Source organism: Thermaerobacter subterraneus DSM 13965 (genome assembly GCF_000183545.2).
Classification (GTDB): Bacteria; Bacillota; Sulfobacillia; order Thermaerobacterales; family Thermaerobacteraceae; genus Thermaerobacter; species Thermaerobacter subterraneus.
In genome coordinates this window covers 1,996,020-2,022,454 of record NZ_JH976535.1, presented here as the reverse complement: position 1 = coordinate 2,022,454, position 26,435 = coordinate 1,996,020, and the positions used below count along the sequence as shown (strand labels likewise).

Here is a 26,435-nt window from a genome sequence, read left to right as displayed (position 1 = left end):
GGCGGCGGCGGGGTATGCCGCGTTTTCAGGTGCCCGGAGCGAGCCGGCCGCCCAGGGCCCGCAGCACCCGCGGCGCCAGCCAGGCCGCCACCAGTGCCTTGGCCAGGTCGCCCGGGACGAAGGGCAGCACGGCGGCGGTTGCCACCCCCGGCCACGGGGTGCCCGTCTCCACGGCCAGCCAGGGTGCACCGATGGCATACACCAGCAGGATGCCGCCCGCCACGCTGGCCACGAAGGCCCGGCCGAAGCCGGGCGCCCGAACGGGGGAGGCGGCTTGATCCCGGGCCGGCTGCGCCGCCTGTGCCGTGGTCCGTGGGCCGCCCCGGGCCCCTTCGCCGCCACTGGCCGGCCCGGGGCGGCGGGCGGTGCCGGGCCGGAAGAGAAGCCCGGTCAGCCCGGCGGCCAGGGGATAGCTCAGGAGGAACCCGCCGGTGGGGCCGAGCACCACGGCGAGCCCCGCCGCGCCTCCGGCGAAGACGGGCACGCCCGCGACGCCCAGCAAGAGGTACGCCAGCTGGGCGGCGAAGCCCCAGCGCGGGCCCAGGAGCAGTCCGGAAAGCATGACGCCCAGGGTCTGCCCCGTGATGGGCACGGGGGTGAAGGGGAGCGGGATCCGCAGGTAGCTGAGGACGGCGGTCAGGCCGGCCATCAGGCCGGCCAGGACCAGCGGGCGCAGGGTGGCCGCGGTACTGCCCGAAGCTGCTGCCAGATCGCCGGTGCGGCTCCCTCCCGCTGCCAGGCGGGTGGGGTGGGCCGGCCCGGCCAGGGGCGCAGGCCCCGCCGCCTCTCCGGCCGGCGATCCGGCCGGGGCGGCCCGGGCCCCCCGGTCCGGGGCATCCAGCGGGGGCTGGGATGGCATGGTCCGTCCCTCCTCGGCAGGCCGGCAGGGCCCGGCAGGTCAGGCCGGGGATGGGCCTGCTCCGGGCGCCGGCTGGTAACGGTACCAGCCTACCCCGGGTCGCGCCCATTGTCAACCTTATATAGTGTTAGATTGACAATACAGCCGTCAGGAATGAACCGGAAGCCCACCTCCTGTGGTACCCATCCCTTCCCCCACGGTAAGGAAGCCTCCGCAACGGATTGCATTAATATACATACGGACGTATACTCATACACAAGTGCCGGACCGGTTCGCCCGGGGGACCCGGCTGGCGTGGCCACCGGGGCACCCGCGGGCACCGGCCCGGTTCCGGCAGGCACCTCCCGGCCCGGGCGCCCCGGCGGTGGGACGGCCGGTAGCGGGCCGGCGGGCCCGCCGCGGGGACGGCCCCGCCCGGCCGGGGTGCCGGCGGCGGGGAATGCGGGGAAGGAGAGGCCAGCGGTGACAGCAAGGGTTGCGGTGCTGGGGGCAAGCGGGTACGCGGGTGGGGAGCTGGTGCGGCTGCTGGCGCGCCACCCTCGGGTCGAGCTGGTGGCGGTGGCCGGTTCGTCCCGGGCGGGCGAGCCCATGGCGGCGGTGTTCCCCCACCTGCGGGGCCTGGTGTCCCTGGACCTGGCCGACGCCGCCCGCCCCGACCTCTGGGACCGGCTGGAGGCCGACTTTGTCTTCCTGGCCCTGCCCAGCGGGCAGGCGGCGGCGCTGCTGCCGCAGGTCTTCCCGCCCGCCCGGGAGCGGGGGGTGCGAGTGATCGACCTCAGCGGGGACCTGCGCCTGCCCCGCCAGTCCTACGAGGCCTGGTACGGGCGGCCCGCCGCCGATCCTGCCCTCCAGGCGGAGGCGGTGTACGGCCTGAGCGAGCTGTTTTCTGACCGGATCCGCACGGCCCGGCTGGTGGCCAACCCCGGCTGCTACCCCACGGCCATCCTCCTGGCCCTGGCGCCCCTGGCGGTGGCGGGAGCGCTGGCCGGGGGCCAGGTGGTGGTGGACGCCAAGAGCGGCGTCTCCGGCGCCGGGCGGAGCGCCTCCCTGGCCACGGCCTTCGCCGAGGTGAACGAAAACTTCGCGCCCTACAAGGTGGGGCGGCACCAGCACACGCCCGAGGTGGAACAGGTGCTGGGCTGGCTGGCCGGCCGGGACATGACGGTGCTGCTGACCACCCACCTCCTGCCGGTCACCCGCGGCATCCTGGCCACCTGCTACGTGCGGCCGCCGGCGGGCTGGCAGCCCCGGTCCGGCCCTGGCCGGGCCGGGGGCCAGGGGACCCGGCCGCCGGGGCAGGAACGGGGCTGCCCGGGCGGCGAGGCGGCGGCGGGCCAGGAACCGCTAGCGGAGGCGGCCGGCGATCCGGGCGAGGCCCTCTACGGCCTGTACCGGTCCTTCTACGCCGGCAAGCCTTTCGTGCGGGTTCTTCCGCCGGGGCAGGTGCCGGCCATCAAGCACGTGCAGGGTTCGAACCTGTGCGACATCGGCTTGCACTACGACCCGCGCACCGGCTGGATCACCGTGTTCGCCGCCATTGACAACCTGGTCAAGGGTGCGGCCGGCCAGGCGGTGCAGAACCTCAACCTCATGGCCGGCTGGGATGAGACCACGGGCCTCGACCTGGTGCCCCTCTTCCCCTGAGGGCACGGCGCCGGGCCGTGCCGGGCTCCCGCGGGCCGCCGGCCCAGGGCGTCCCCGGGGCGGGCCGGGCGGGCACCGGGTGAAGGGCCGGGAAGGAGTTCGGGGATGAACCAGCAGGATGGGGTGGCCACCTCCACGGCCATGCCGGCGGCCGGGCCGGGTCCGGTCCCCGTGCCGGCGGCGGGCGGGTATGCCCTGCAGCCGGGCTGGGGTGTCACGGCGCCCGCCGGCTTCCGGGCCGGCGGCCTGCACTGCGGCATCAAGAAACGCAAGCCCGACCTGGGCTGGATCGTGGCCGATGCGCCCTGTGCGGCGGCGGCCGTCTATACCCGGAACCGGGTCCACGCCCCCTGCTTGGACGTGACCCGGGATGCCCTGGCGGCGTCGGGCGGGTACCTGCAGGCGGTGGTGTGCAACAGCGGCAACGCCAACGTTTGCACGCCCCGGGCGGCCGCCGACGCGGTGGAGATCCAGGCGCTGGCGGCCGCGGTGCTGGGCGTGGCGCCCGAGCTGGTGGCGGTGGCCCAGACGGGGGTCATCGGCGAGCCCATGCCCATGGCGGCTGTGCGCCAGGGGCTGACGGCTTTGCCGGCGGTGACGGGGCCGGCGGGCGGCGACGCCTTTGCCGAGGCGATCCTCACCACCGACACCCGCACCAAGCAGTGGGGCGCCCTCTGCCACCTGCCGGGATCTGGGGAGGGACGGTTCGCCCGCATCGGCGGGGCCGCCAAGGGGTCGGGGATGATCCACCCCCAGATGGCCACCATGCTGGCCTTCATCACCACCGACGCGGCGGTGGAGCCGGAAGCGCTGCAGGCCTGGCTGCGCCAGGCCACCGAGCGCACGTTCAACTGCATCACCGTGGACGGCGACACCAGCACCAACGACATGGTGGTGGTGCTGGCCAGCGGCCGGGCCGGCGGGCCGCCCCTGGCGCCGGGCCTTCCGGGCTGGGAGGCCTGGGCCGCGGCGGCCGAGGCCGTCTGCGACCGGCTGGCCCGGGAGATCGCCGCCGACGGCGAAGGGGCGACGCGCCTGATCACCGTGGAGGTGGAAGGCGCCCCCGACGACGCCGCGGCCCGGCAGGTGGCCCGTACGGTGGCCTCCTCACCGCTGGTCAAGTCGGCGGTGCACGGGGCCGATGCCAACTGGGGCCGGATTCTCGCCGCCGCCGGCCGCTCGGGGGTTGACCTCGATCCCTCCCGGGTGGACATCGACCTCGGCCCCGTGCCGGTCTGCCGCGGAGGCCTGGGGGTGCCCTTCGACGAGGCGGCCGCTGCGGACTACCTGCGCTCGACCGAGGTGCGGATCCGGCTGCGGCTGGGTGCCGGGCCGGGCCGGGGCCGGGCCTACGGCTGCGACCTGAGTCCGGATTACGTGCACATCAACGCCAGCTACCGCACCTAGGCGGTCGAGCGGCGGGGGAGGGAGGAACCCAGCCGTGGCCCTGGAGGCCCTTCAGGAAGGGACGGTGGAGCAGGCGGGCGGCGGCGGCCCGGCCGGCCTGGCTGCCCCCGGTCTGCCGGCGGAGGTCAAGGCGGCCGTCCTGACCGACGTGTTGCCCTGGGTACAGCGCTTCGCCGGCCGGATTGTCGTTGTCAAGCACGGGGGCTCCACCCTGGGTCCCGCCCCGGGCCGGGAGCCGGTGCCCGGAAGCGGTCCTGGCCCGGGGCGGGAAGCTGCCGGCCCGGGGTGGGCGCCGGGTCGCCCTTCCGGCTGGGAGCAAGCCCCGGGCGGGTCAGGGGCCGCGGGGCCGGGGCGGGCGCCCGTGCCCGAGGGGGCCGCGACCATCCCCGCTGTCCCCATCTGCGGAGGCGACGCCGTCCTCCAGGACATCGCCATGCTGCGGGCCCTGGGGGTCCGGCCGGTGGTGGTCCACGGCGGGGGCAAGGCCATCACCGCGTGGCTCGACCGGCTCGACCTGCCCGCCCGGTTCGTCGACGGCCTGCGCGTGACCGACGCCGCCACCTTGGCGGTGGTGGAGATGGTCCTGGCCGGGCAGGTGAACAAGGCGCTGGTGACGGGGCTCAACCAGGCCGCCGGCCGGCCGCTGGCCGTCGGCCTGTCCGGCTGCGATGCCGGGCTCCTCCAGGCCCGCCCCAAGCGGCCCGGCGGCCGGGACATCGGCTTCGTCGGCGAGATCGTCGCGGTGAACACGGCCTTCCTGGAACAGATGCTGGGGGCCGGGTTCGTCCCGGTGATCGCGCCCCTGGCGGTGGGGGAGGGAGGCGTGCGGTACAACGTCAACGCCGACGACGCCGCCGCGGCGGTGGCGGGCGCCCTGGGCGCGGAAAAGCTGGTCTTCCTGACCGACGTGCCGGGGGTGATGGCCGACCGGGACGGGGACGGCCGACCGGAAACCCTCTCCAGCCTGGACGCCGCCACCGCCCGGGAACTCATCGCCCGCGGGGAGATCCGCGGCGGCATGGTGCCCAAGGTGCAGGCAGGGCTGCGGGCTCTGGCGGCGGGTGCGGGCAGTGTGCACATCATCGACGGCCGGCGGCCCCACGCCCTGCTGGTGGAGCTCTTCACCAGCGAGGGGGTCGGGACCATGGTGGTAGCCCAGGGGGAGGAGCGGGGAGCATGACGGTGGAGGAAGCGGGCGCGGCGGCCGCAGGGCCGGCCGCGGGGGCACCGGAAGCGGCTGCGGGGACCGCGGCGGCGGCGGAACGGGCCGTGGGGGCGGCACCAGGGGCCGCTGCCGGAGGGGCAGCAGCAACTGCGAAGGCGGCACCAGAGGGCGTACCGGCCACTTCTGCCGCGGCGCCGGCGGCGGCACTGCCCGCAGCCCCGGCGGCGGTGGCGTCGGAGGTGGCACCGACGGGATCCGTGCCGGGGTCGCATCTCTTCCCCAACTACCGGCGGCTGCCCGTGGCCTTCGCCCGCGGCCAGGGGGCGTGGCTCTATGACCAGGAGGGCCGGGCCTGGCTCGACTGCACCAGCGGCATCGGCGTCACCGTGCTGGGCCACGCCCACCCCGCGGTGACCGAGGCCATCCGGCACCAGGCCGGCCAGCTCTTGCACTGCTCCAACCTGTACCGGATCCCCCAGCAGGAAGAACTGGCCCGCCGCCTGGCCCGGCTCACGGGCCTGGATTGCGCCTTCTTCGCCAACAGCGGGGCCGAGGCCAACGAGGCGGCCATCAAGCTGGCCCGGAGGTACGGGTGGTTGCGCCGGGGCGGCGGCTCCGCCGCGGCTTCGGGCGCGGGTCCCGCCGCGGCGGGCGAGGGCGGCGACGGCCCGGAGATCATCGCCTTCAGCGGCAGCTTCCACGGCCGCACCCTGGGCGCCCTGGCGGCCACCGGCCAGCCCCACTACCACGAGGGGTTCGGCCCCCTGCCCGGCGGCTTTCGCCACGTTCCCTTCAACGACCTGGAGGCGGTGGCGGCCGCCATCACGCCCCGCACCTGCGCCATCCTGGTGGAACCCATCCAGGGGGAGGGCGGTGTGGTGCCCCCGGCTCCCGGGTTTTTGGCGGGGCTGCGGGAGCTGTGCGACCGCCACGGGCTGCTCCTGATCGCCGACGAGGTCCAGACGGGCTGCGGCCGCACGGGCACCTTCCTGGCCATGCAGGGGGAAGGGGTCCGGCCCGACGTGGTCACCCTGGCCAAGGCGCTGGCCAACGGCGTGCCCATCGGGGCCATGCTGGCCAGCGGCCGGCTGGCCGAGCTCCTGGGACCGGGGACCCATGCGTCGACCTTCGGGGGCAACCCCCTGGCGGCCACCGCCGCCCTGGCCACCCTGGACGTGCTGGAGCGGGAGAACCTGCCGGCCCGCGCGGCAGACCTGGGGGAGTATCTCCGCACCCGCCTGGCCCAGCTGGCGCGGCGCTACCCCGGCTGCCGCGAGGTCAGGGGCCGGGGCCTGATGCTGGGCCTGGTGCTGGACGGCCCGGCAGCCCCGGTGGTGGAGGCCTGCTTCGCCGAGGGCCTGCTGGTGACCGTGGCAGGAGGCCGCGTGGTCCGGTTCCTCCCGCCCCTGACCATCACGGTGGATGAGCTGGATCAGGCGGTGGAGCGACTGGAGCGGGCCCTGGCCCGGGTGACCGCGGCGACGGTCTGAGGAGGGGCCCCCATGGGCCCCGGTCTGGACGGAGACGGGAGGGAGCGCGGTGAACCCGTGGACGAAGGCAGGAGGGGCCGGACCGCTGGCCATGCCGGCGCCGGGTACGCCCCAGCCTGTGCCCGCCCTGGCCGGGCGGGACTTCCTGACGCTGGGTGATTTCACCCCCGACGAGCTGGTGGGCCTCTTGGACCTGGCGGCCGCCCTCAAGCAGGACTGGCAGGCGGGCCGGGGCGGTGAACCCCTCTACGGCAAGACCCTGGCCATGATCTTCGAGAAGCCTTCCACCCGCACCCGGGTCTCCTTCGAGGTGGGAATGCAGCAGCTGGGTGGCCGCGTGCTCAACCTGAGCCCCCGGGAACTCCAGCTGAGCCGCGGCGAGACCCTGGCCGACACCGCCCGGGTGCTGTCCCGTTATGTCGATGCCCTGATGGTGCGGGCCTACTCCCACGCCACCGTGGAGGAACTGGCCGCGGCGGCCACCATCCCCGTGATCAACGGCCTGACGGACCTCTACCACCCCTGCCAGGTCATGGCCGACCTGCTCACCATCCGCGAGCACAAGGGCCGGCTGCGGGGGATCCGGGTGGCGTACGTCGGCGACAGCAACAACGTGGCCCACACCTGGCTGCTGGGCGCGGCCCTGCTGGGCCTGCACCTGCGGCTGGCCTGCCCGCCGGGGTACGAGCCCCACCCGGAGATCCTGGCCCTGGCCGCCAGCCTGGCCCGGGGCACGGGCGCCACGGTGGAGGTGGGCCACGACCCGGTGACCGCCGTCCGGGGCGCCGACGTGGTGTACACCGACGTCTGGACCAGCATGGGGCAGGAAGGCGAGGAAGAGGATCGCCGCCGGGCGTTCGCCCCGTACCAGGTGAACGCCCAGCTGGTGGCCCACGCGGCCCCGGATTACATCTTCATGCACTGCCTGCCGGCCCACCGGGGGGAGGAAGTGACTTCCGGCGTGCTGGACGGTCCCCATTCGGTGGTGTGGGACCAGGCGGAAAACCGGCTGCACGCGCAGAAAGCCATTCTGCTGGCTCTTCTGGCCTGACGGGACGAGATGGAGGGACGCCGCCGTGGCGGAGAAGATCGTGCTGGCCTACTCGGGGGGCCTGGACACCTCCGTGGCCATTCCCTGGCTCAAGGAAACCTACGGCTATGACGTGATCGCCCTCTCGGCCGACGTGGGCGAGGGCAAGGACCTGGACTTCATCCGGCAGAAGGCGCTGCAGGTGGGGGCCGTGGAGGCGGTGGTGGTCGACGCCCGGGAACGCTTCGCCCGGGATTTCGTGCTGCCGGCCCTCCAGGCCAATGCCCTCTACCAGGGGCGGTACCCCCTTTCGGCCGCCCTTTCGCGGCCCCTGATCGCCCAGCTGCTGGTGGAGACCGCCCGGCAGTACGGCGCCACCGCCGTGGCCCACGGGTGCACCGGCAAGGGCAACGACCAGGTACGGTTCGACGTTTCCGTGGCGGCCCTGGCTCCCGACCTAAAGGTGGTGGCCCCGGTGCGGGAGTGGGCCTGGTCCCGGGACGAGGAGATCGCCTACGCCCGCCGGCACGGCATCCCCATCCCGGTGACCGAGGAGAACCCCTTCTCCATCGACGCCAACCTGTGGGGCCGCAGCTGCGAGGCAGGGGTCCTGGAAGACCCCTGGGCCGAGCCGCCGGAGGAGGCCTACGCCATGACGGTGGCCCCCGAACGGGCGCCGGCCGAGCCCGAGTCCATCACCCTGGCCTTCGAGGCCGGCGTGCCCGTGGCCCTGAACGGCGAGCCCCTGGGGCTGGTCCAGCTCATCGAACGGCTGAACCAGGTGGCCGGCCGGCACGGCGTGGGCCGGATCGACATGGTGGAAGACCGGCTGGTAGGGATCAAATCCCGGGAGGTCTATGAAGCCCCGGCGGCGGTGGTGCTGGTGGAGGCCCACCGGGCCCTGGAGGCCCTCTGCCTGCCCCGGGAGGTGCTGCACTTCAAGCCGGTCATCGAGCAGCAGGTGGCCCAGGTGATCTACAACGGCCTCTGGTTCTCGCCCTTCAAGCGGGCCCTGGACGCCTTCGTGGCCGAGACCCAGCGGCACGTCACGGGGGAGGTGCGGATCAAGCTCTACCGCGGGACCGCCACGGTGGTGGGGCGGCGCTCGCCCTACTCCCTCTACCGCCACGAGCTGGCCACCTACTCCCCCGGTGACCGGTTCGACCACCGGGCGGCCGTGGGGTTCATCCAGCTGTGGGGGCTGCCCACGCGGGTTCATGCGGCGGTCCACGGCCCGGGGGCACCCGGGGCAGGAGGCGCCGGTGCTGCGGTCGAAGCCAGCCCGGCGGCTGCGCCCGGCGCGTAACATGGGAGGCGACCGGACCATGCCCGGCGGCCGGGTGGTGCTGCTTTGCCTTGCCCCGGCGGGCGGGGCGCCGGTGGTGACGGTGCCCGCGGCCCGGGCCGTGGCCGGCCGGGGCCTGGAGGGCGACCGCTACTTCCTCGGGACGGGGACGTGGCTGGGCTGGCCCGATGTCCAGCTGACGCTGATCGAAGAAGAGGTGGTGGCGGCCGTCGCCCAGGCCCTGGGCCGGCCCCTGCACCCCGCAGACCTGCGGCGCAACGTGGTGACCCGCGGCGTCCGCCTGGCCGGCCTGATAGGCCGTCGCTTCCGCCTGGGTGCCGTCTGGGTGGAGGGCGTGCGACCCTGCGATCCCTGCGGTTACCTGGAGGGGCGGGTCGCCCCGGGGCTCAAAGCCGCCCTGGCCGGCCGCGGCGGCCTGCGGGCGCGGATCCTCACCACGGGGTGGATCTGCACCGGCGACCCGGTGGTGGCCGCCGGTCCGGAAGACGACCCCGGCCCCCTTCCCGCAGCGTGATCACCTTGATCACCCGAGTCATGCCACACCATAAAGGAGGCGACCGCCCGTGCCCGCAACCGGGCCCGCACCCGGCGAGCTTCCGTTGCCGCACCAGGCCCGCTCCGGCGAGGTTTGGCCCGAAACCCCGGTCAACGCCAGGCCCGAACCCCCGGCCAGCGCCAAGCCGGGCGTTCCGTCCAACGCCAAGCCCTGGGGCGGCCGCTTCACCGCCGCTACCCACCGGGCGGTGGAGGCCTTCACCGCCTCCATCGACGTGGATCGCCGGCTGCTGGAGGTGGACATCCGGGCCAGCCAGGCCCACGCCCGGATGCTGGGGGCCTGCGGTGTCCTGCCGCCGGAAGAAGCCCGGACCCTGGTGGAGGGGCTGGCCGAGGTGCGGCGCCGCCTGGAAGAGGGCACCTTCCGCCTGGACCCCGCCCTGGAGGACGTCCACATGAACGTGGAGCACCTGCTGGGCCGGGTGGTGGGTCCGGTGGCGGGCAAGCTTCACACGGGACGCAGCCGCAACGACCAGGTGGCCACGGACATGCACCTTTACATGAAGGAAGCCCTGGACCGGCTGGAGGCGGCGGTGCGGGAGCTGCAGCAGGCGCTGGTGGAGAAGGCCGAGGCGCACCTGGACGTGATCATGCCCGGCTACACCCACCTGCAGCGGGCCCAGCCGGTGCTCTTCAGCCACCACCTCCTGGCCTATTTCTGGATGCTGGAACGGGACGCGGGCCGGCTGGCCGATGCCCGTCGGCGGGCGGACTGGTGCCCCCTGGGGGCGGCCGCCCTGGCGGGCACGGGCTTTCCCCTCGACCGGGAGCAGGTAGCCCGGGAGCTGGGGTTCGGCCGGATCTACCCCAACAGCATCGACGCCGTCAGCGACCGCGACTACCTGCTGGAGTTCCTGGCGGCGGCCAGCATCCTGATGATGCACCTCTCCCGGCTGTGCGAGGAGTTGGTGCTGTGGTCGTCGGAGGAGTTCGGCTTCATCGAGCTGGACGACGCCTACTGCACGGGCTCCAGCATCATGCCCCAGAAGAAGAACCCCGACGTGGCCGAGCTGATCCGCGGCAAGACCGGCCGGGTCTACGGCGCCCTGGTGGGCCTGCTGACGGTGCTCAAGGGCCTGCCCCTGAGCTACAACCGGGACCTGCAGGAAGACAAGGCCGGCGTCTTCGCTGCCCTGGATACCGTGGAGGCCGCCCTGCCCCTCTGCGCCGGGATGATCCGCACCATGAGGGTGAGGGCAGACCGCATGGCAGCCGCCCTGGAGCGCGACTTCTCCGCCGCCACCGACCTGGCGGACCACCTGGTCGAACGCGGCGTCCCCTTCCGCGAGGCCCACCGCATCGTGGGCGAGCTGGTCCTGCACTGCATCCGGGCCGGCCGCCGGCTGCAGGACCTGACCCTGGACGACCTGCGGGCCCACAGCCCCCTGTTCGGCCCCGAGGCCCCGGGGCGGCTTTCGCCGCGGGCGGTGGTGGAAGCCCGGAAGCTGTACGGCGGCACGGCCCGCCAGGCGGTGGAGCGGCAGCTGGCGGAAGCCCGGGCCATCCTGGCCGCTGCGGCAGAGCAGGCGGCACGGGACGGGTTCACAGGACCGGCGAGTCCAGGACAGGGCCTGGCCGGTGGAGGCGGCGCGGGAGAAGGGGGCCCGGGCGCGGTTGCAGGCGGGGAGGTCTCCCCGGCCCCGTGACGTCGGCCCGATGCCCCTCTATGATGGGGGCACTGGCATTGCGGGGCGCCGGCGGGGCGGCGCGGGCCGCTCCTCCGTGGGGACCGGTCCGGAAGGTCCCACCCGGCGCCGGACCGGGGTGGGCCCATGGAATGGTGGCGGCGTGATCGCCGGCCTCCCCTCCCGTCGGTGGGGGGCGACCCGGCATCGGTGTACGTGGCGTATCGCTTCGGCATGGCCTTCCTTCTCACCACGGCCCACACCGTGGCCGCCCTCTATCGCATCCAGCAGGCCGGTCTGGGGCCCCTGGAACTGGCACTGGTGGGCACCGTCCTGGAGATCACCGTCACCCTCTGCGAGGTGCCCACGGGCGTGGTCGCCGACCTCTACGGGCGCCGAGCCTCGGTCCTCCTGGGCCTGGCCACCATCGGGGCCGGCCTGCTGGTGGAAGGCGCGGTGCCCGCCCTGCCGGCCATCATGCTGGGCCAGGTACTCTGGGGACTGGGCTACACCTTCACGAGCGGCGCCGACGCCGCCTGGATCGCCGACGAGGTGGGGGAGGAACGAGCCCGCTACCTGTACGTGCGCGGTGCCCAGGCCGCCCAGGCGGCCACGCTGCTGGGCATTGGTGCCAGCGTGGCACTGGGCAGCCTGCGGCTGAACCTGCCCCTGCGGGTGGCTGGGGCCGGCATGTGGGTGCTGGCCCTGGTGCTGGCTCTGATGATGTCCGAACGGGGGTACCGGCCCCGGTGGCGACCGGGCGACTCCCTCTGGCAGGGGGTGGGGGGGACCTGGCGGCACGGGTGGCGGGCTGTGCAGGGCCGGCCCGGCCTGCGGCTGCTGCTGGCCATCGGGATCTTCTACGGGCTGGCCAGCGAGGGATTCGACCGTCTCTGGCAACTGCACCTATTGACCCGCTTCCCCCAGCTGGGGGAAGCGGCGGGCGGGGCGGCGGGCCCGGCGGGCACCGGGGCGGTGGTTTGGATCGGCTTGCTGACCGCCGGGGCCATGCTGCTGAGCATGGCTGCTGCGGAGGTCGTCCGCCGGCGGGGGGTGGGCGACCCTGCCAGGGTGGGGCGGATGCTTCTGGCCATCAGCATGCTGCTGGTGCCCAGTGTGGCCGGCTTCGGCCTGGCCGGGTCCCTGGCCGCGGCCACCGGCTTTTACTGGCTCACCGCCCTGCTGCGCGAAACCTACGATCCCCTGCAGGTGGCCTGGGTCAACCAGGGCCTCGATCCCCGGGCCCGGGCCACCGTGCTGTCGATGGTGGAGCAGTTTCACTCCTTCGGCGAGATCATCGGCGGTCCCGTCCTGGGCGGCATCGCGGCAGCCATCGCCGTGGAAGCCGGCCTGGTGGCCAGCGCCGCCTTCCTGTTGCCGGTGGTGGGGATGTACGCGGTGCTGGTGCGGCGGATGGCCGGGGCGGGGTCCCGGCCGGGGGCGGTGGCGGCCCCAGCGGCCCCCCCGGCCGGCACCACCGCGGCCGCTGGAGGGGCCGGAGAGAAGGCGACCGTGCCGCCGGGGACGGCGGATTGGTCTTGAGGCGGGCCGGCGGCGGGATGCCCCTAGGCACCCTCCGGCTCGGGGCCGTAGTCCCAGGCGATGCCGCGTTCTTCCAGAAGGCGGCGCACCTGGTCGACGGGCAGGGCCGGTACCCGGTGGCCGTCGCGTCCCGTGACCGGCCGGGCCGCCACCAGGGCCCGGATCACCGCCTCCTCCGTGACGGCGGCGGCGGCCTCAAAGAAGGGGTTGAGGTAAGCGCCCTCGTCGGGCAGGTAGGGCGGGTAGCCGCGGGCCGTACTGAATGCCAGCACGAAATCGCCGCTGCCGTGCCAGTAGACGGTGCCCGTCCGGGCCAGGCCCGCGGCGGCCCGCCGGGCGATGCGGCCCAGCTGGCGCGAGCTCAAGGGGGCGTCGGTGGCCAGGATCACCACCACCGAGCCCCCCTCGCCGGCCCCAGGCCCGGGTTGCCCGGCGGGCTCCGGCCCCGGGTCGAGCCGGGCAGGGGCCGGCCGGGAAGCCTGGCCGCCCGGCCGGGGCCGGGCGGCCGGTTCGTCGGGGCCGGCCAGCAGCCGGCCCACGGGGACCCCGGCGATGGTGAGATCGCGCCGGCGGCCGAAGTTGGCCAGCACCAGGCCGCCCAGGGTGACCGTCACCTCGCCGGCACCGGGCAAGGCGGCCCGCCACCTCCGGGAGGCGCCGCCGATTCCCCCCTTGAAGCCGTAACAGACCACGCCCGTCCCCGCGCCCACGCTGCCCTCCGCCACCGGGCCGCCGGCGGCCCCCGCCAGCGCCGCCGCCACCTCCGCCGGACCCACATGACGGCCGCGGATGTCGTTCAGCCAGCCGTCATTGCACTCGCCCGCCACCACGTTGACCGTGGGGGCCGTGATGCCGATGTCAGGGTGGGCGGCCAGGATGTGATCCAGCAGGGCGTCGGCGGCCCGCCAGATCGAAAGGGTGCTGGTCAGGAGAATGGGTGTCTCGAGCCGGCCCAGCTCGGTGACCTGGGCCAGGCCCAGGGCCTTGCCGAAGCCGTTGATCACGTGGGCGGCGGCCGTGAACTTGCCGTCGTAGATGGAGCGCAGGTCGCCGGGCGGCAGGATCACGGTGACGCCCGTTCGCACCGGCCCCTGGCCCGCCCGCAAGGGGCCCTCGCCGCGGATCACCGTGGCGTGGCCCACCCGGACGCCGGCCACGTCGGTGATGGCGTTGAACGGGCCGCGCTGCATGGCCCCGGGCGTCATGCGCCTTCCCTCCGGCTCTCGCCCGGCGCGGCCGGGGCGGGGGCTGCCGGCAGGTACCCGCCGTCCACCAGCTCCCGGGCCCGGCGGAAGACGGCATCGAACATGGCTTCCGTCAACCGGCCGGTCTGGGTGTTCTGGCGGCTGGGGTGATAACTGGCCAGCAGCACGGGCAGGGGGAGCGGGGGACGCTCCCCAGGGGTCGCCGGGTCCCCCGGGTCCCCCGAGTCTTCCGCGGTGGGGACCCGGGAAGGCGCCGGCCAGCGGTACTCGCCCCCGTGGCGGAAGCGGGGACGAACCGGCCGGGGCCGGTTCGTCCCGGCCAGGGCACCGGCTCCGGGCGGAACCTCCACAGGCCAGCCCAGGCCCCGATCCCGGACCTGCCGCAGCACGGCATCGAAGGCGATCTGCCCCAGGCACACGATGACCCGGACCCCGGGCCAGAGGACGTCCAGCTCCCGGCGGAGGAAGGCGCTGCAGGCGGCCAGCTCCTCCCGGGAAGGCTTGTTGTCCGGGGGAGCGCAGCGGCAGGCCGCGGTGATATAGGCGCCGTGGAGCCGCAGGCCGTCGTCCCGGTGGGTGGCCGTGGGCTGGCTGGCGAAGCCGGCCCGGTACAGGGCGCGGTAGAGCCAGTCGCCCGAGGAATCGCCGGTGAACATGCGGCCGGTGCGGTTGGCGCCGTGGGCGGCCGGGGCGAGGCCCACCACCAGCAGCCGGGCCTGGGGGTCGCCGAAGCCGGGCACAGGCCGGCCCCAGTAGTCCCAGTCCCGGTAGGCCCGGCGCCGGGTCCGGGCCACCTGGGCCGTGTAGGCCACCAGGCGGGGGCAGCGCCGGCAAGCGACGATGTCCTGGTGGATGCGGGCGATGGCGGCGGCCGCGTCCCCCGCCGCCGCGACGGGATCGCAGGGGGGCACGGCGGCTGCCGCGGGCACCGTCCCGGGTTGCCGCTGGGAACCGTTCATACCGCCATTGTACCAGCCCGCCCGGCGGCCTTGCCCTTTCCCGCGCTCAAGCGCGAGCCCCGCCGCAGGCGAGGGCGACCCGTGACCGCCCGCCCCCGCCCCCGGCCGCCCGCGCTCCCGCAAGGGGCCGACGCAAGGGGCTGACCGGGGACGAGCGCTCGCCGGGGCGCCCGGGGTCCGGCAGGAGTTGGAACCTGTCCGCCGTATTCCATTGCCTAACGGGGGATGCATCGCGGTTCCAGCCACTCGCCAGCACCCATCGTGCCACTTTTCGCCCTTCCACCGGTCTCCGGTCACGGTGGCCGGCGGTGCCAGGCACGGCAGGGGGCCGGTTCGTCCCCGCACCGGCCCGCCCCAAGCCGGGCGGCACGCACCGGCTACCCCGCGAGCCGCACGTGCCGTGGTACGGCACCCATCCCCCAGCTTCGGTCCCGGTTCCCCGTGCCGGTGCCGGGAGCCGGAATGCCATAGCGGGCGCGGGCCCGTGAAAGGAGGTCGGGCGGCGTCATGGCAGCGACCGGCCAGGAAGCGGCCGGCCAGCGGGTGACGGTCACCGTGACGGTCAACGGCCGCACCTACACGCGGGAGGTGGAACCCCGCACCCTCCTGGTCCACTTCCTGCGGGAGGAACTGGGCCTGACCGGCACCCACGTCGGCTGCGACACGTCGAACTGCGGGGCCTGCACGGTCCACCTCAACGGCCAGGCGGTCAAGTCCTGCACCGTGCTGGCGGTGCAGGCCGACGGCGCCGAGGTGGTGACCATCGAAGGCCTGGCTCGGGACGGCCGGCTCCACCCCGTCCAGGAGGGGTTCTGGGAGCAGCACGGCCTGCAGTGCGGCTTCTGCACGCCGGGCATGATCATGGCCGCGGCGCACCTGCTGGAGGTGAACCCCAACCCCACGGAGGAGGAGATCCGCCAGGGGCTCGAGGGCGTCCTCTGCCGCTGCACGGGCTACCAGAACATCGTCCGGGCGGTGCAGTACGCCGCCCGCCGGTTGCAGGAACAGCGCAGTGCGGCCGCCGACTGATCCCGGCCGCCGGCGAGGGGGGTGAAGATGGTGCCGGTTGCAGGCATTGGCGCGCGGCTCAAGCGCAAGGAAGACCCCCGCTTGATCACGGGCTCGGGCACATATACCGACGACATCAAGCTGCCCGGTATGGTCCACGTGGCCGTGGTGCGCAGCCCCCATGCCCATGCCCGGATCCGGGGGATCCATACCGCCGCGGCCCGCTCGGCACCGGGTGTGGTGGCGGTGCTGACGGGCGAGGAGCTGAAGCAGGGCTTGCAGGCGCCCCTGCCCTGTGCGTGGCTGTACGAGGGGCTGAAGAACCCGCCCCACTGGCCCCTGGCCATCGACGTGGTGCGCCACGTGGGCGAGGGGGTGGCCGTGGTGGTGGCGGAGACCCGGGCGGCGGCCCGGGACGCCGCGGCCCTGGTGGAGGTCGACTATGAGCCGCTGCCGGCCGTGGTCGACCCCGAGAGGGCCATGGATCCGGGCGCCCCCCGGGTCCACGCCGAGTTCGACAGCAACGTGGCCTACACCTGGGAGGCGGCCGGCGGCGACGTGGAGGCCGCGTTCCGGGAAGCCGACGTGGTGATCCGCCAGCGGCACCTGCAGCAGCGGCTGGTGCCCATGGCCCTGGAGCCCCGGGCGGTGGTGGCCGACTGCCACCCGGCCACGGGCGAGCTCACCGTCTGGAGCACCACCCAGATCCCGCACCTGCTCAAGATCAACCTCTGCGGGATCCTGGGCGTCCCCGAGCACCAGATGCGGGTGATCGCCCCGGAGGTCGGGGGCGGCTTCGGGGCTAAGCTCAACGTCTACCCGGAGGAGGTCATCGTCCCCTTCCTGGCCCGCCGGCTGCGGCGCCCCGTGAAGTGGGTGGAGGACCGCCGGGAGAACTTCGTCGCCACCATCCACGGGCGGGAGGGCATCATCGACGTGGAGGTGGCCGCCCGGCGCGACGGCGAGATCCTGGGCATGCGGATCAACTGGATCTGCGACCTGGGGGCCTACAACCAGCTGAACACGCCCTACATCCCCATCCTGGGACTCATCGTCTCGCCCGGACCCTACCGCCACAAGCACCACGCCATCAAGATCACCGGAGTCTTCACCAACAAGACGCCCACCGACGCCTACCGGGGCGCCGGCCGGCCCGAGGCCACCCACTTCCTGGAGCGGACCATCGACCGGCTGGCGGACGAACTCGGCCTGGATCCGGCCGAGGTCCGGCGCAAGAACTTCGTGCGCAAGGACGAGTTCCCGTACACCAACCCGGTGGGCATCACCTACGACTCCGGCGACTACCATGCCGCCCTGGACAAGGCGCTGGAGGCCGTAGGGTACGAGGAGCTCAAGCGGGAACAGGCCGAGCGGCGCCGGCGGGGCGACCGGCTGCAGCTGGGCATCGGGATTTCGAGCTACATCGAGGCCTGCGGCCTGGCGCCGTCGGCGGCCCTGGCGGGAACCTTCTACGGGGGCAACCTGTTCGAGTCGGCCCAGGTGCGGGTCCACCACACCGGCAAGGTGACGGTCTACACGGGCTCGTCGGCCCACGGCCAGGGCCACGAGACCGCCTGGTCCCAGATCGTCGCCAGCGAGCTGGGCATCCCGCCGGAAGACGTGGAGGTGCTCCACGGCGACACGGGCCGCGGGCCCATCGGCCTGGGGACCTACGGCAGCCGCTCGGCGGCGGTGGGCGGCATCGCCCTCTACCACGCCCTGCAGAAGGTGAAGAAGAAGGCCGCCCTGATCGCGGCGCACCAGCTGGAGTGCAGCCCCGAGGACCTGGAGTTCGTGGACGGCGAGTTCCGGGTCAAGGGGGCGCCCCAGCGGGCTCTGAAGTTCACCCAGATCGCCGCCGCCGCCAACCTGGCGTCCCACATCAACTTCCCGCCGGGCCTGGAGCCGGGGCTGGAGGAGACGGCCTTCTGGCAGCCGGAGAACTTCACCTTCCCCTTCGGCACCCACGTGTGCGTGGTGGAGGTGGACACCGAGGACGGCCGCACCCGGATCCTGCGGTACGTCTGCGTGGACGACTGCGGCAACGTGATCAACCCGCTGCTGGCCGAGGGCCAGGTCCACGGCGGCATCGCCCAGGGCATCGCCCAGGCGCTGTTCGAGGAGCTGGTCTACGACGAGAACGGCCAGCCCGTCAACGCCTCGCTGATGGAGTACGCCGTGCCGACGGCGGCGGAGCTCCCGTCCTTCGAGTCGCACTTCACCTGCACGCCGTCGCCGGTCAACCCGCTGGGCGTCAAGGGCATCGGGGAGGCGGGCACCATCGCCGCCACGCCGGCGGTGGTCAACGCCATCGTCGACGCCGTCTCGCACCTGGGCGTGCGGCACATCGACATGCCCTGCAAGCCCGAGCGGGTGTGGCGGGCCATCCAGCAGGCCCAGGAAGCGGCGGCGGCCGCGGAAGGGGGGGAGGGGCGGTGATCCCCAGCGCCTTCGCCTATCACCGGCCGGAAAGCCTGGATGAGGTGTTCCGGCTGCTGGCGCAGTACGGCGACGGGGCCAAGCTTTTGGCGGGCGGGCACAGCCTGCTGCCCGCCATGAAGCTGCGCCTGGCCCAGCCCCAGGTCCTGATCGACCTGGGCCGGGTCCGGGAACTGTCCGGGATCTCGGTGGAACCGGACGGCGCCCTGCGCCTGGGGGCCCTGACGACCCACCACCAGGTGACGACGGACGCCACCATCCGCCGGCATGCGCCCTTGCTGTCCGAAGTGGCCGGGGTGATCGGCGACATGCAGGTGCGTTACCGCGGCACCCTGGGCGGCAGCATCGCCCACGCCGACCCTGCGGCCGACTACCCCGCGGCCCTCTTGGCGCTCGAGGCGGAGATCGAAGTGGCCGGGCCCGGCGGGGGGCGGACGATCCCGGCGGGGGAGTTCTTCTTCGGCCCCTTCATCACCGCCTTGCAGCCGGATGAGGTGGTGACGGCCGTCCGCATTCCGGCGGCTGCCGGCGGGGACCGGGGATGGAGCTGGGGGTACCGCTACCTGAAGATGGCCCGCCGGGCTTCCGACTTTGCCCTGGTGGGCGTCGCCGCCGCCGTGGCCCGGGACGGGGAGGGGGCTGCGGCCGCGGTCCGGGTGGCCCTGAACGGGGTGACGGGGGCGGCCTACCGGGCGTCGGCGGTGGAAGAGCACCTCACGGGCCGGGTCCCCACGGCGGAGCTTCTGGCGGAGGCCGCCCAGCGGGCGGTGGAAGGCGTGGACGTGGACGGGGACGCCCTGACCTCCGCCGAGTACCGGGCCCATCTGGCCCGGGTGTACACCCGCCGGGCGCTGGAAGAAGCCTGGCAGCGGGCCGGCGGGGAGGGGGCCATGGCCGCCGACTGAAGATGGGCGGCCGGGCTTGGCACCGGCCCTTCGGGTGCAGGGGGGTACCGGTCGCCGGCGGTGGCCGGTGGTCGGTGCCGTCCGGGGAGGGCGGAAGGCCGCGGGCCGGGGCATCATGCTCCGGCCCGCGGCCTTGCAGGGGGTTGAGGGGCGGCTCCACCGGTGGCCCGCCTGGATGGCCGATGGTGGCTCGCCCGTCAGTCGATCACCTTGACCTCCAGCTTCATCCCGGGCAGCTTGGCCTTGTTCTGGAACAGGTAGTGGGCGACGATCCTGGCGTCCTCGATCACCACATCGGGTGCGGTCATGGACAGCGGGCTGCTGCCGCGCTGCTCGTCGACCGTCTGCTGGTTGAAGGAGATGGAGCCGGCCTCCTGGTAGGTCATGTCCTGCACCAGCCCGCTGATCTCTACCGGCGACGCAGTGATGGAGACCCGCACCGTCTTGCCGCCCACGTTGAGGTCCTTGTACAGGTGCAGGTTGGTGATCACCAGGTGGTCGATCTTGGCCCGGGCCATGGGCACGCCCGCCGCCTTGTCGGTGTCGTTGGTGACGGGCAACATCTGAAAGCCCGTGCCTTCCAGCCGGTCGAACTCCAGCATGACCCCGCCGATTCCCGCCAGCGGGGCCGCCAGGGCGATGCCCTGGGACATCATGACGAACAGCATGGCGCCCAACACGGCCATGGAGATGCCGAAGGTGACCCAGAAACGGCGCCGGGAGAAGGTCCCGGTGGTCACGGCATACGACATGGGTCTTCCCCTCCCTGATGCCACGTACTGATCCGCTCACCCTGCCGTCCAGGCTTCGTCATGCCGGGGCGGGGGGCCGGGCAGGGACGGCTTCCTCTGCCCGGTGCCTCACGGCCCCTTGCGCAGCAGTCCACCCAGCCCCGCCGAGCCCAGAAGACCTCCTAGCAGGGGCAGCAGGCCGCCCTGGCCGTCGCCGGCTGGGGTTCCTGAACCGGTTCCGCTGGTATGGGCGGTCCCGTCCTGACCCGCTGCCTCCGGGCCGGACGAGCCGGTTCCTCCCAGCAGGCTGGTGACCAGGCGATCCAGGTCAGGCCAGTAGCGGCCGCAATCCCGGGCCAGCTGCAGGGTGACCGGACCCAGCTCCTCCGGTTCCACCAGGCGGTGCTCGACCAGGCCGCCCACCAGTTCCGCCGCCGCCAGGGACGGATCGCCGGCCAGGGGCTGGAGGGCACCGGCCGAGAGGTCCAGGGACTGGGCCACACAGGCCAGGGCCGGGGTCAGGTCGGGAAGCTGGGGCTGCACCGGCAGTGAAAGGGCCGGCTTGGAACCCTGCCGGGTCGGGCCCGAACCCGGCGCCCCTGGCGAGCCGGCCTCTGGGGCCGGTTCCTCCCCAAGGCAACCCGCCACGGCCTGGGGATCCAGGTGGCGCAGGGGCTTAAGGGCCGCCGCCAGATCCCCCTGCCGCAGCGCCTCCAGGTCCAGGAGGGACAGCGGATCCCGGTCCAGCGCCTCTTCCAGGCAGTTCACCAGCTCCCGGGTCTCAGGCGGCAGCGGCACGCCGGGCACATCGGGGACGGGAATCCGCGGCCTGGGCAGCGGCAGGTCCGGAAGGGGCGCCGACGGGATCTCGGGTCCGGGCCGTTGGGGCAAGGGCAGGTTCGGCAAAGGTAGCGGCAGGGCGGATCCTGTCCCCGCTTGTTGCCGCTGCCCATCGCGGCGCAGGTCGTCCGGGTTCCGGTACCTGCCGTGCAGCGCCGCCGCCTGCCGCTCCACCCGCTGGATGCGGTCCCGCTGGGCCAGTTCGGCCGGGTCCGTGACGAAGCGCAGGACCGATCCCGGCAGCACGGCGGTGCCGGTGTGCATCCAGGTGGCCCGCATGCCCATGTCGCGCACGCGCAGGGTGACCTGCCCGCCGCTTTCCAGGAGGTCCAGCACGAACCGGATGGGGTCGGCGGACTGGGCAGCCCCCGGGATGGTGCCGATCAGGGACAGGAGGTCGGTGCGCATGGCGGTGCCGGTCACCCGGGCCACCCCCTGGCTGGTGATCTGCAGGTACAGGGGAGAGCCCTGGCTGAGATCCTGGGTTAGCGCCAGGTTGCGGATCTCCGCCGACTCGAACCGCACGATCACCTCGAAGGGCCCGGCGCCGGGTTCCGTCACGGGCATGACGCTGGCCCCCCGCCCGACCATCTCGTCGGCGGTCACGATGAAGTAGCGATCGGGGACGAGAAGGTCTTCCAGGCTGGCGGGCCCGGGGCTGGCGGCACCGGCAGGTCCCGCGGCCACCAGCGCAAGGATCACCAGCAGGAGCGCCAGGGCGGGGAGGGCCGGCTGCCACCGGCGGCGCCACCGGTACCGGGGAACCCGGCGGCCGGGCGCCGTGCCGGGCGAAAGGCCGCCGGCGGTGCCGGCCGTCGGCGACCGGCCGGGAACGCAGGCGGCGCCGGTACCGCCCGGGGCGCCGGGGTTGGGCGGGACGGCGGGCCGGTGGCCCCGGCCGGCGATGCGGGCGTTGTCCACGCTGTCACCCTCCTTTCTCCCGCAGGATGGCCCGCTTCTGGGGGAAAGGACGGGCGACGGGGCGGGCCGCATCCCGGTGGTGCCCTTGCCCCTCGCCGGTCTCGCCTCGAAGGCCTCCGCGGCGGCCCGGCCGGAGGCAGCGGCCGGGCACCGGGGTGCACGGCCGCCGGCCTGAGATGGGTGCAGCCACCCGGCCGGCCGGTTCGACCGACCGGCCGGTCGGGACGGGTGCCCACCGTTGGGTGCCGAGGGTGGTCGCGGTGGCGGTGGGTGGTTGACGCCGTTCCCCCAGAACGGTTCACTAAGCGGATTCGGTCGGGTGACCGGCCTTATGAGGGTCGGGCGGGCGGCGGTGGTGCCGCCGGGCGGTGGCGGGGTGACCGGAGGGGAGGTGGCCGAGGGCGGGCGGGACAGGGTGGGACCGAACGGTCGGCAGGTGGGGGGCCGACGGGGAGTGGGTGGGGTATGAGGCCGGCGGTGGGCGCCGGGTCCGGCGGGCGATGGGCGCCGGTGCCGCCGGCCCCGATGCAGAGGAGACCGAGCGCCGGTTGCCCCTGCTGCCCTTACCGCATGGGGGATGGGGCCAGGCCGGTGTAGGCGGTCACCGCGGCGGCGACCTGGCGGGCGGCGCCCAGGGCCAGGGACAGGCCCTCCAGCCCCAGCCCGGCCAGGACGAAGAGCCCCTCGGCCCCGCCCAGGGGAGCCACGGGGCCGGCAAAGGGCAGGCCGCCGGGACCCCGCAGGTCGATCAGGGTGCGGGTCCGGTCCAGCTCCGCCTCGCCCGGCAGGTCGAAGCGGGTCACCAGATCGTCCACCAGGGCCACCAGCTGGTCGAAGGAGGGGGGCGCCCAGTCGCCTTCCAGGCGGGCAGCGGCCAGGAGGGCGCGGGGCTCGGGCCCCAGGACGAACTGCCAGATGAGGGAGCGCCGGGTGTACACGGCGGGCTCGGCCCGGCTGCCCTCCGGCAGCCGGAAGGGGATCACCACATCTTTCACCCGGACGAACCGGCTGGCGAACCCGCCGGGCAGGCCGTCCATGGCCAGGCTGTCCGGCCGCGGGCCGGGCGCCAGCACCAGGGCGGCGGCCGGGATGGCTTCGCAGGGGCCGCCGGGCCGCTGGACCCGCACCCCCACCACCCGGCCGCCCCGGAGGACCGGTTCCACCACCCGGGCGCGGGTGAGCAGCTGCAGGCCGCTGCGCCGGGCCAAAAGCAGCATGGCGTCGAGGAACAGGAGGTGGTCCAGGAAGGCGGCGCGATCCGGCCGCCCGTTCAGGGCGGCGAAGGTCAGGCGGATGGGGGAGCGGGGGTGGTGGTGCTGGGCCAGGGCGAAATCCCAGGTGGTGCGGGCCCACCCGTCCAGCAGGGGATGACCCGCCACGGCCTTCAGCACCCCCACGGCCGTGCGGGTTTCGCCCAGACCCGGGAACTCGCCGTCGTCGACCAGGAGCACGGGCCCATGGGGCTGCAGGGCGAAGGCCACGGCCGTGCCGGCGATGCCGCCGCCGGCCACCACCACGGGTGCGCGCCCGCCCGCCGGCCGGCGGTTCGTGTCCGGCTCCTGGGGTGATGGGATCGTCGCTTCCTGGGCAGGGGCCGGTGGCGTCCCCGGCGGGGTCCCAAGAGGGTGGAACGGGGCGTCCTGGTCCGGAGTCCTGGGCAAGGGGAAATGCTCCTTTCTCATGCGGAACCGCCCGGGGAGCCGCCGCCCAGGGGGCCTTCCGGGGCCGCCGTCGCTGCCCCAGGGGCCGCCGCACTCCGCCGGGGCGGGCCCGCGGGCACCGCCGGCGCCTGTTCCAGGGAGGCGAGGAACCGCGCCGCCCAGCCGTGCACGTCCAGGGCGGCCACCCGCTCCTTCAAGGCGGCCCGCCGCGCCTCCCAGGTGCGGCGGCCGCGCCCCTCCGCCAGCGACGCCAGAATGCCGTGCAGGGTCTCGGCCAGCCCGTCGACGTCATAGGGATTGACCCGAAGGGCCTCGGGCAATACCGCCGCCGCCCCGGCCAGGTTCGACAGCACCAGTACCCCATTCTCCGTCACCCAGGCGTACTCCTGGGCCACCAGGTTCATGCCGTCCCGCAGGGGCGTGACCAGGGCGACGTCGGCGGCCAGGTAGAAGGCCACCAGCTCCTGGGGCGGGAAGGCCCGGTAGAGGTAGCGGACGGGAAGCCACCCGTCCTGCATGAAGGCCCCGTTGATCCGGCCCACCTGCTCGTCGACCCGCCGCTTCAGCTGGCGGTAGGACTCCAGGCGCGTCCGGCTGGGCACGGCGATCTGGTACAGGGTGGCCTGGCCCCGCCACTGGGGGTGCTGCTCCAGCAGCCGCTCCCAGGCCGCCAGGCGTTCTGGGATGCCCTTGGTGTAATCCAGCCGGTCGACCCCCACGAGGACGAACCGGCCGCCGGCGGCACGGCGAAGGCGGGCGGCCCGCTCCCGGATGCGGGGCTCGGCGGCCCACCGGCGGAACCGGGCGGTGTCGATGCCGATGGGGTGGGCCTCCACCCGCACGGCCCGCCCCTGCCAGAGCACCCGCTGGCCCCGCACCACGGCACCGGGCAGCAGGCGGCAGGTGGCGAGGAAGTTGTCCACGTACTCGGCGGTGTGAAGGCCGACCAGGTCGGCGCCCAGCACGCCGGCCAGCAGCTCCTCCAGCCAGGGCAAGACCTGCCACACCTCGGGCGGCGGCCAGGGGATGTGCCAGAAGAAGCCGATGCGACCCTGGGGCCGGGCGGCGCGCAGCAGGGCGGGGACCAGCATCAGGTGGTAGTCCTGCACCCAGACGGGGATGTGGGGATCGTCCCACAGGGAGAGCACGGCCTCGGCGAAGCGGCGGTTGGTCGACCGGTAGGCGGTGAGAAAGTCGCGGCGGATCTCCACCCGGTCCAGCAGGTAGTGGGCCAGGGGCCACAGGGTGCGGTTGGCCATGCCGTGGTACGAGCCGGCCACTTCCCGCGGCGGCAGGAAGAGCCGGTGCACGGCGAAGCGGGGTGCCGCGGGAGGATAGTGGAGAAGGGGCAGGGAGCCGGCGTCCTTCTCACCCCAGGCGACCCAGGCCCCGCCCCGCCGCTCCAGGACGGGGAGGAGGGCCGTGGCCAGGCCCCCTACGGCCGGGACCCAGCCGTCGCCCTCCCGCCGGAGGGGCTCGCGGTTCGCCACCACCACCAGGGACACCGCCACCACCTCCTCGGGATTCCGGGCCGGCTGCCCTCTGGGGGGTTCAGCTGCCCCGGGACGCGGGCTCGTCCTGGCCAGCGCCCGGTTCTTGCCGGCCAGGGACGCGGGCCGGGGCGGGCCGCCCTCCCCGGCCGCCTCCTCCCGGCCTGGGATCCCGGCCGCCCCGGGCGGTCCCGCCCCATCGTTCGAGCAACTGCCGGGCGTCCCGGTAGCCGATGTCTTCGGTGACGATTCGGGCCAGCTGTTCCCTCGCCCGGCGCAGATCGCCCAGGTCGCGGTAGGCCAGAGCCATCTGGTAGCGGATCGCCTTCAATGCCTCCGGGTCGCGCCGGAAGCGGGTCGCGGTCCTCAGGGTGGCCACCGCCAGGTCAGGGTGGCCGGCTTCCCGGAAGGCCTGGCCCATGATCGCCACCGCCCATAGATAGAGGGCATCGTCCCGGGGGATGTCCTGCAAGAGGGCCACGGCCTGGTGCAGGGCGTCGCCGGCCCCGGCGCCGGGGCCGGCGGCGGCTCCGGCACCGGGGGACGAACCGGCCGGCCCGCTACCCGTGGCCTCGCGGCCCCGGTGCCCTTCCACCAGGATCAGGGCCTTGAGCAGCCGGGCGGCATGAAACCCGGGGTTCAGGGCCAGAGCGCCGTCCAGCTGGGCCAGGGCTTCGGCATGGCGGCCGGTGCGTGCCAGCAGGTACGCCTGCAACAGGTCGACGCCCGGTGCCGACGGCAGCTCGACCCGCAAGGGCCAGGGCCGGAACTCCACCTCCCAGGCGGTGCGGGTGCGCCCGGCCAGCCGTCCCAGGGTGTCGGGGCAGGCGTCGATGCGCAGCAGGGCGCCGGCGGCCTCGGCCTCCTGCCCGGCCTGCCAGAGGATGAGACCCCAGAGCAGCCACAGGTCCGCCTCCTCGGGATGCCGGGACAGCAGGGGTTCCACCAGCCGCCGGCCCTCTTCCCAGCGCCCGGCCTGGCAGGCTGCGGCGGCCTGCTGCCAGGTGCGCACCAGCTGCCCGTCCTTCCAGGACAAGAACAGCGCGGCCGCCAGGGTGCCCACGGCCAGCGGCCAGAGCCACGGTACGCCGGTGGCCACCAGGAGCAGCACCAGGCCGAGGCAGCCCAGGGCGCCGGTGGCCGGCCCGCCGTCCACCCGGCCGTCGGGGAACGACCGCACGGTCGTGGCGGGAGCAGCCTGCGCCGCCTCCCGGTGGCGGCGGCCCCGGCGCCGGGCGGGGGGAGCCAGGGTCTTGCGGTAATAGATCCCGCCGGTGCCGGCGTGGACGTAAGCTCCTCGGGGGCCGACGCCGATGCGGGCGCCCCGGGTGCCCACCGACACCCCCAGACCGGAGCGGGACAGGTTGAGCCGCACTCCAGGGGCCAGGCGGAAGCTCTTGCGCAGGTACCAGCCCATGACCCAGGCCGTGCTCCTTCCTCATGGGAGCCTCACCGGAGGCTGCTCCCGTTACCCTCAGCCCTTCGCCCCGGGATCCGAGGGCTCCTGGTTCTCCGGCCCGGGCCCCGGCGGCCCCCGGGCCGGTGCCTGCGGGCCCGCCTTGCCGCCGCACCAGCTGGCCCGCCGGCCTGCACCGCCGGGTGGAGCCGGGCCCCGGCCGTCCAACCGCCCGCCCGCCGCGTTGGCTGCCGGGG

Annotated in this window: 20 protein-coding genes; 12 read left to right on the top strand and 8 right to left on the bottom strand. The window is 74.4% G+C overall.

Annotated elements, in window-relative coordinates; genetic code table 11:
• Positions 1-25: 25 nt before the first annotated feature.
• On the bottom strand, positions 26-859 hold the full coding sequence (locus tag THESUDRAFT_RS08225) for a biotin transporter BioY (protein ID WP_006904313.1): 834 nt from the start codon (positions 857-859) through the stop codon (positions 26-28).
• Positions 860-1,321: 462 nt separating this feature from the next.
• Between THESUDRAFT_RS08225 and argC the strand changes: the two genes are divergently transcribed.
• From argC to THESUDRAFT_RS08180, 9 genes are all read left to right on the top strand, one after another.
• Entirely contained in the window at positions 1,322-2,503 is a 1,182-nt protein-coding gene (gene argC / locus THESUDRAFT_RS08220) for an N-acetyl-gamma-glutamyl-phosphate reductase (protein WP_006904312.1), read from the top strand.
• 105 nt (positions 2,504-2,608) lie between these two features.
• Complete coding sequence (gene argJ / locus THESUDRAFT_RS08215; protein WP_006904311.1) at positions 2,609-3,910, top strand: bifunctional glutamate N-acetyltransferase/amino-acid acetyltransferase ArgJ; 1,302 nt, start codon at positions 2,609-2,611, stop codon at positions 3,908-3,910.
• A 34-nt stretch (positions 3,911-3,944) separates the two neighbouring features.
• Positions 3,945-5,090: an acetylglutamate kinase gene (argB, locus tag THESUDRAFT_RS08210; protein ID WP_006904310.1), complete on the top strand. Its 1,146-nt coding sequence runs from the start codon at positions 3,945-3,947 to the stop codon at positions 5,088-5,090.
• Positions 5,087-6,565, top strand: coding sequence for an aspartate aminotransferase family protein (locus THESUDRAFT_RS08205; protein WP_006904309.1), 1,479 nt, complete (start codon positions 5,087-5,089; stop codon positions 6,563-6,565). Before argB ends, THESUDRAFT_RS08205 begins: the two co-directional genes overlap by 4 nt.
• 49 nt (positions 6,566-6,614) lie before the next feature.
• The gene (gene argF, locus THESUDRAFT_RS08200) at positions 6,615-7,616 is read left to right on the top strand and encodes an ornithine carbamoyltransferase (RefSeq protein WP_006904308.1); all 1,002 of its coding nucleotides are present in this window, start codon (positions 6,615-6,617) and stop codon (positions 7,614-7,616) included.
• 25 nt (positions 7,617-7,641) lie between these two features.
• Entirely contained in the window at positions 7,642-8,901 is a 1,260-nt protein-coding gene (locus THESUDRAFT_RS08195) for an argininosuccinate synthase (protein ID WP_006904307.1), read from the top strand.
• A 19-nt stretch (positions 8,902-8,920) separates the two neighbouring features.
• Positions 8,921-9,415 carry an MOSC domain-containing protein gene (locus tag THESUDRAFT_RS08190; protein ID WP_156821772.1) on the top strand — a complete coding sequence of 165 codons (495 nt, stop codon included), beginning with the start codon at positions 8,921-8,923 and terminating at the stop codon, positions 9,413-9,415.
• Between the two features lie 49 nt (positions 9,416-9,464).
• Positions 9,465-11,102 (top strand): argininosuccinate lyase, encoded by a 1,638-nt coding sequence (gene argH, locus THESUDRAFT_RS08185; protein WP_006904305.1) that lies wholly within the window; start codon positions 9,465-9,467, stop codon positions 11,100-11,102.
• A 126-nt stretch (positions 11,103-11,228) separates the two neighbouring features.
• The gene (locus THESUDRAFT_RS08180; RefSeq protein ID WP_006904304.1) at positions 11,229-12,623 is read left to right on the top strand and encodes an MFS transporter; all 1,395 of its coding nucleotides are present in this window, start codon (positions 11,229-11,231) and stop codon (positions 12,621-12,623) included.
• Between the two features lie 23 nt (positions 12,624-12,646).
• Here the strand turns inward: THESUDRAFT_RS08180 and THESUDRAFT_RS08175 are convergent, their stop codons facing one another.
• Both THESUDRAFT_RS08175 and THESUDRAFT_RS08170 read right to left on the bottom strand, forming a co-directional pair.
• Positions 12,647-13,828 carry a P1 family peptidase gene (locus THESUDRAFT_RS08175; protein WP_006904303.1) on the bottom strand — a complete coding sequence of 394 codons (1,182 nt, stop codon included), beginning with the start codon at positions 13,826-13,828 and terminating at the stop codon, positions 12,647-12,649.
• A complete protein-coding gene (locus THESUDRAFT_RS08170; RefSeq protein WP_006904302.1) occupies positions 13,825-14,787 on the bottom strand; it encodes a uracil-DNA glycosylase in 963 nt (320 codons plus the stop codon). The genes THESUDRAFT_RS08175 and THESUDRAFT_RS08170 overlap by 4 nt, the downstream gene beginning before the upstream one ends.
• Positions 14,788-15,294: 507 nt before the next feature.
• Here THESUDRAFT_RS08170 and THESUDRAFT_RS08165 point away from each other — a divergent pair.
• Genes THESUDRAFT_RS08165 through THESUDRAFT_RS08155 form a run of 3 tightly spaced genes read left to right on the top strand, consistent with a single transcriptional unit; the run spans position 15,295 to position 19,139 of the window.
• Positions 15,295-15,816, top strand: a complete 522-nt coding sequence (locus THESUDRAFT_RS08165; protein ID WP_006904301.1) for a (2Fe-2S)-binding protein — start codon at positions 15,295-15,297, stop codon at positions 15,814-15,816.
• Between the two features lie 27 nt (positions 15,817-15,843).
• A complete protein-coding gene (locus THESUDRAFT_RS08160) occupies positions 15,844-18,234 on the top strand; it encodes a xanthine dehydrogenase family protein molybdopterin-binding subunit (RefSeq protein ID WP_006904300.1) in 2,391 nt (796 codons plus the stop codon).
• Positions 18,231-19,139 carry an FAD binding domain-containing protein gene (locus THESUDRAFT_RS08155; RefSeq protein WP_006904299.1) on the top strand — a complete coding sequence of 303 codons (909 nt, stop codon included), beginning with the start codon at positions 18,231-18,233 and terminating at the stop codon, positions 19,137-19,139. Before THESUDRAFT_RS08160 ends, THESUDRAFT_RS08155 begins: the two co-directional genes overlap by 4 nt.
• A gap of 197 nt (positions 19,140-19,336) precedes the next feature.
• Here the strand turns inward: THESUDRAFT_RS08155 and THESUDRAFT_RS08150 are convergent, their stop codons facing one another.
• From THESUDRAFT_RS08150 to THESUDRAFT_RS08130, 5 genes are all read right to left on the bottom strand, one after another.
• Positions 19,337-19,891 (bottom strand): DUF6230 family protein, encoded by a 555-nt coding sequence (locus THESUDRAFT_RS08150; RefSeq protein ID WP_006904298.1) that lies wholly within the window; start codon positions 19,889-19,891, stop codon positions 19,337-19,339.
• Between the two features lie 108 nt (positions 19,892-19,999).
• Positions 20,000-21,631, bottom strand: coding sequence for a hypothetical protein (locus tag THESUDRAFT_RS08145; protein ID WP_006904297.1), 1,632 nt, complete (start codon positions 21,629-21,631; stop codon positions 20,000-20,002).
• A gap of 563 nt (positions 21,632-22,194) precedes the next feature.
• Positions 22,195-23,292, bottom strand: coding sequence for an FAD-dependent oxidoreductase (locus THESUDRAFT_RS08140; protein WP_006904296.1), 1,098 nt, complete (start codon positions 23,290-23,292; stop codon positions 22,195-22,197).
• Between the two features lie 17 nt (positions 23,293-23,309).
• Entirely contained in the window at positions 23,310-24,797 is a 1,488-nt protein-coding gene (locus tag THESUDRAFT_RS08135) for an alpha,alpha-trehalose-phosphate synthase (UDP-forming) (RefSeq protein WP_006904295.1), read from the bottom strand.
• Between the two features lie 46 nt (positions 24,798-24,843).
• The gene (locus THESUDRAFT_RS08130; RefSeq protein WP_006904294.1) at positions 24,844-26,199 is read right to left on the bottom strand and encodes a DUF4236 domain-containing protein; all 1,356 of its coding nucleotides are present in this window, start codon (positions 26,197-26,199) and stop codon (positions 24,844-24,846) included.
• Positions 26,200-26,435: the final 236 nt, after the last annotated feature.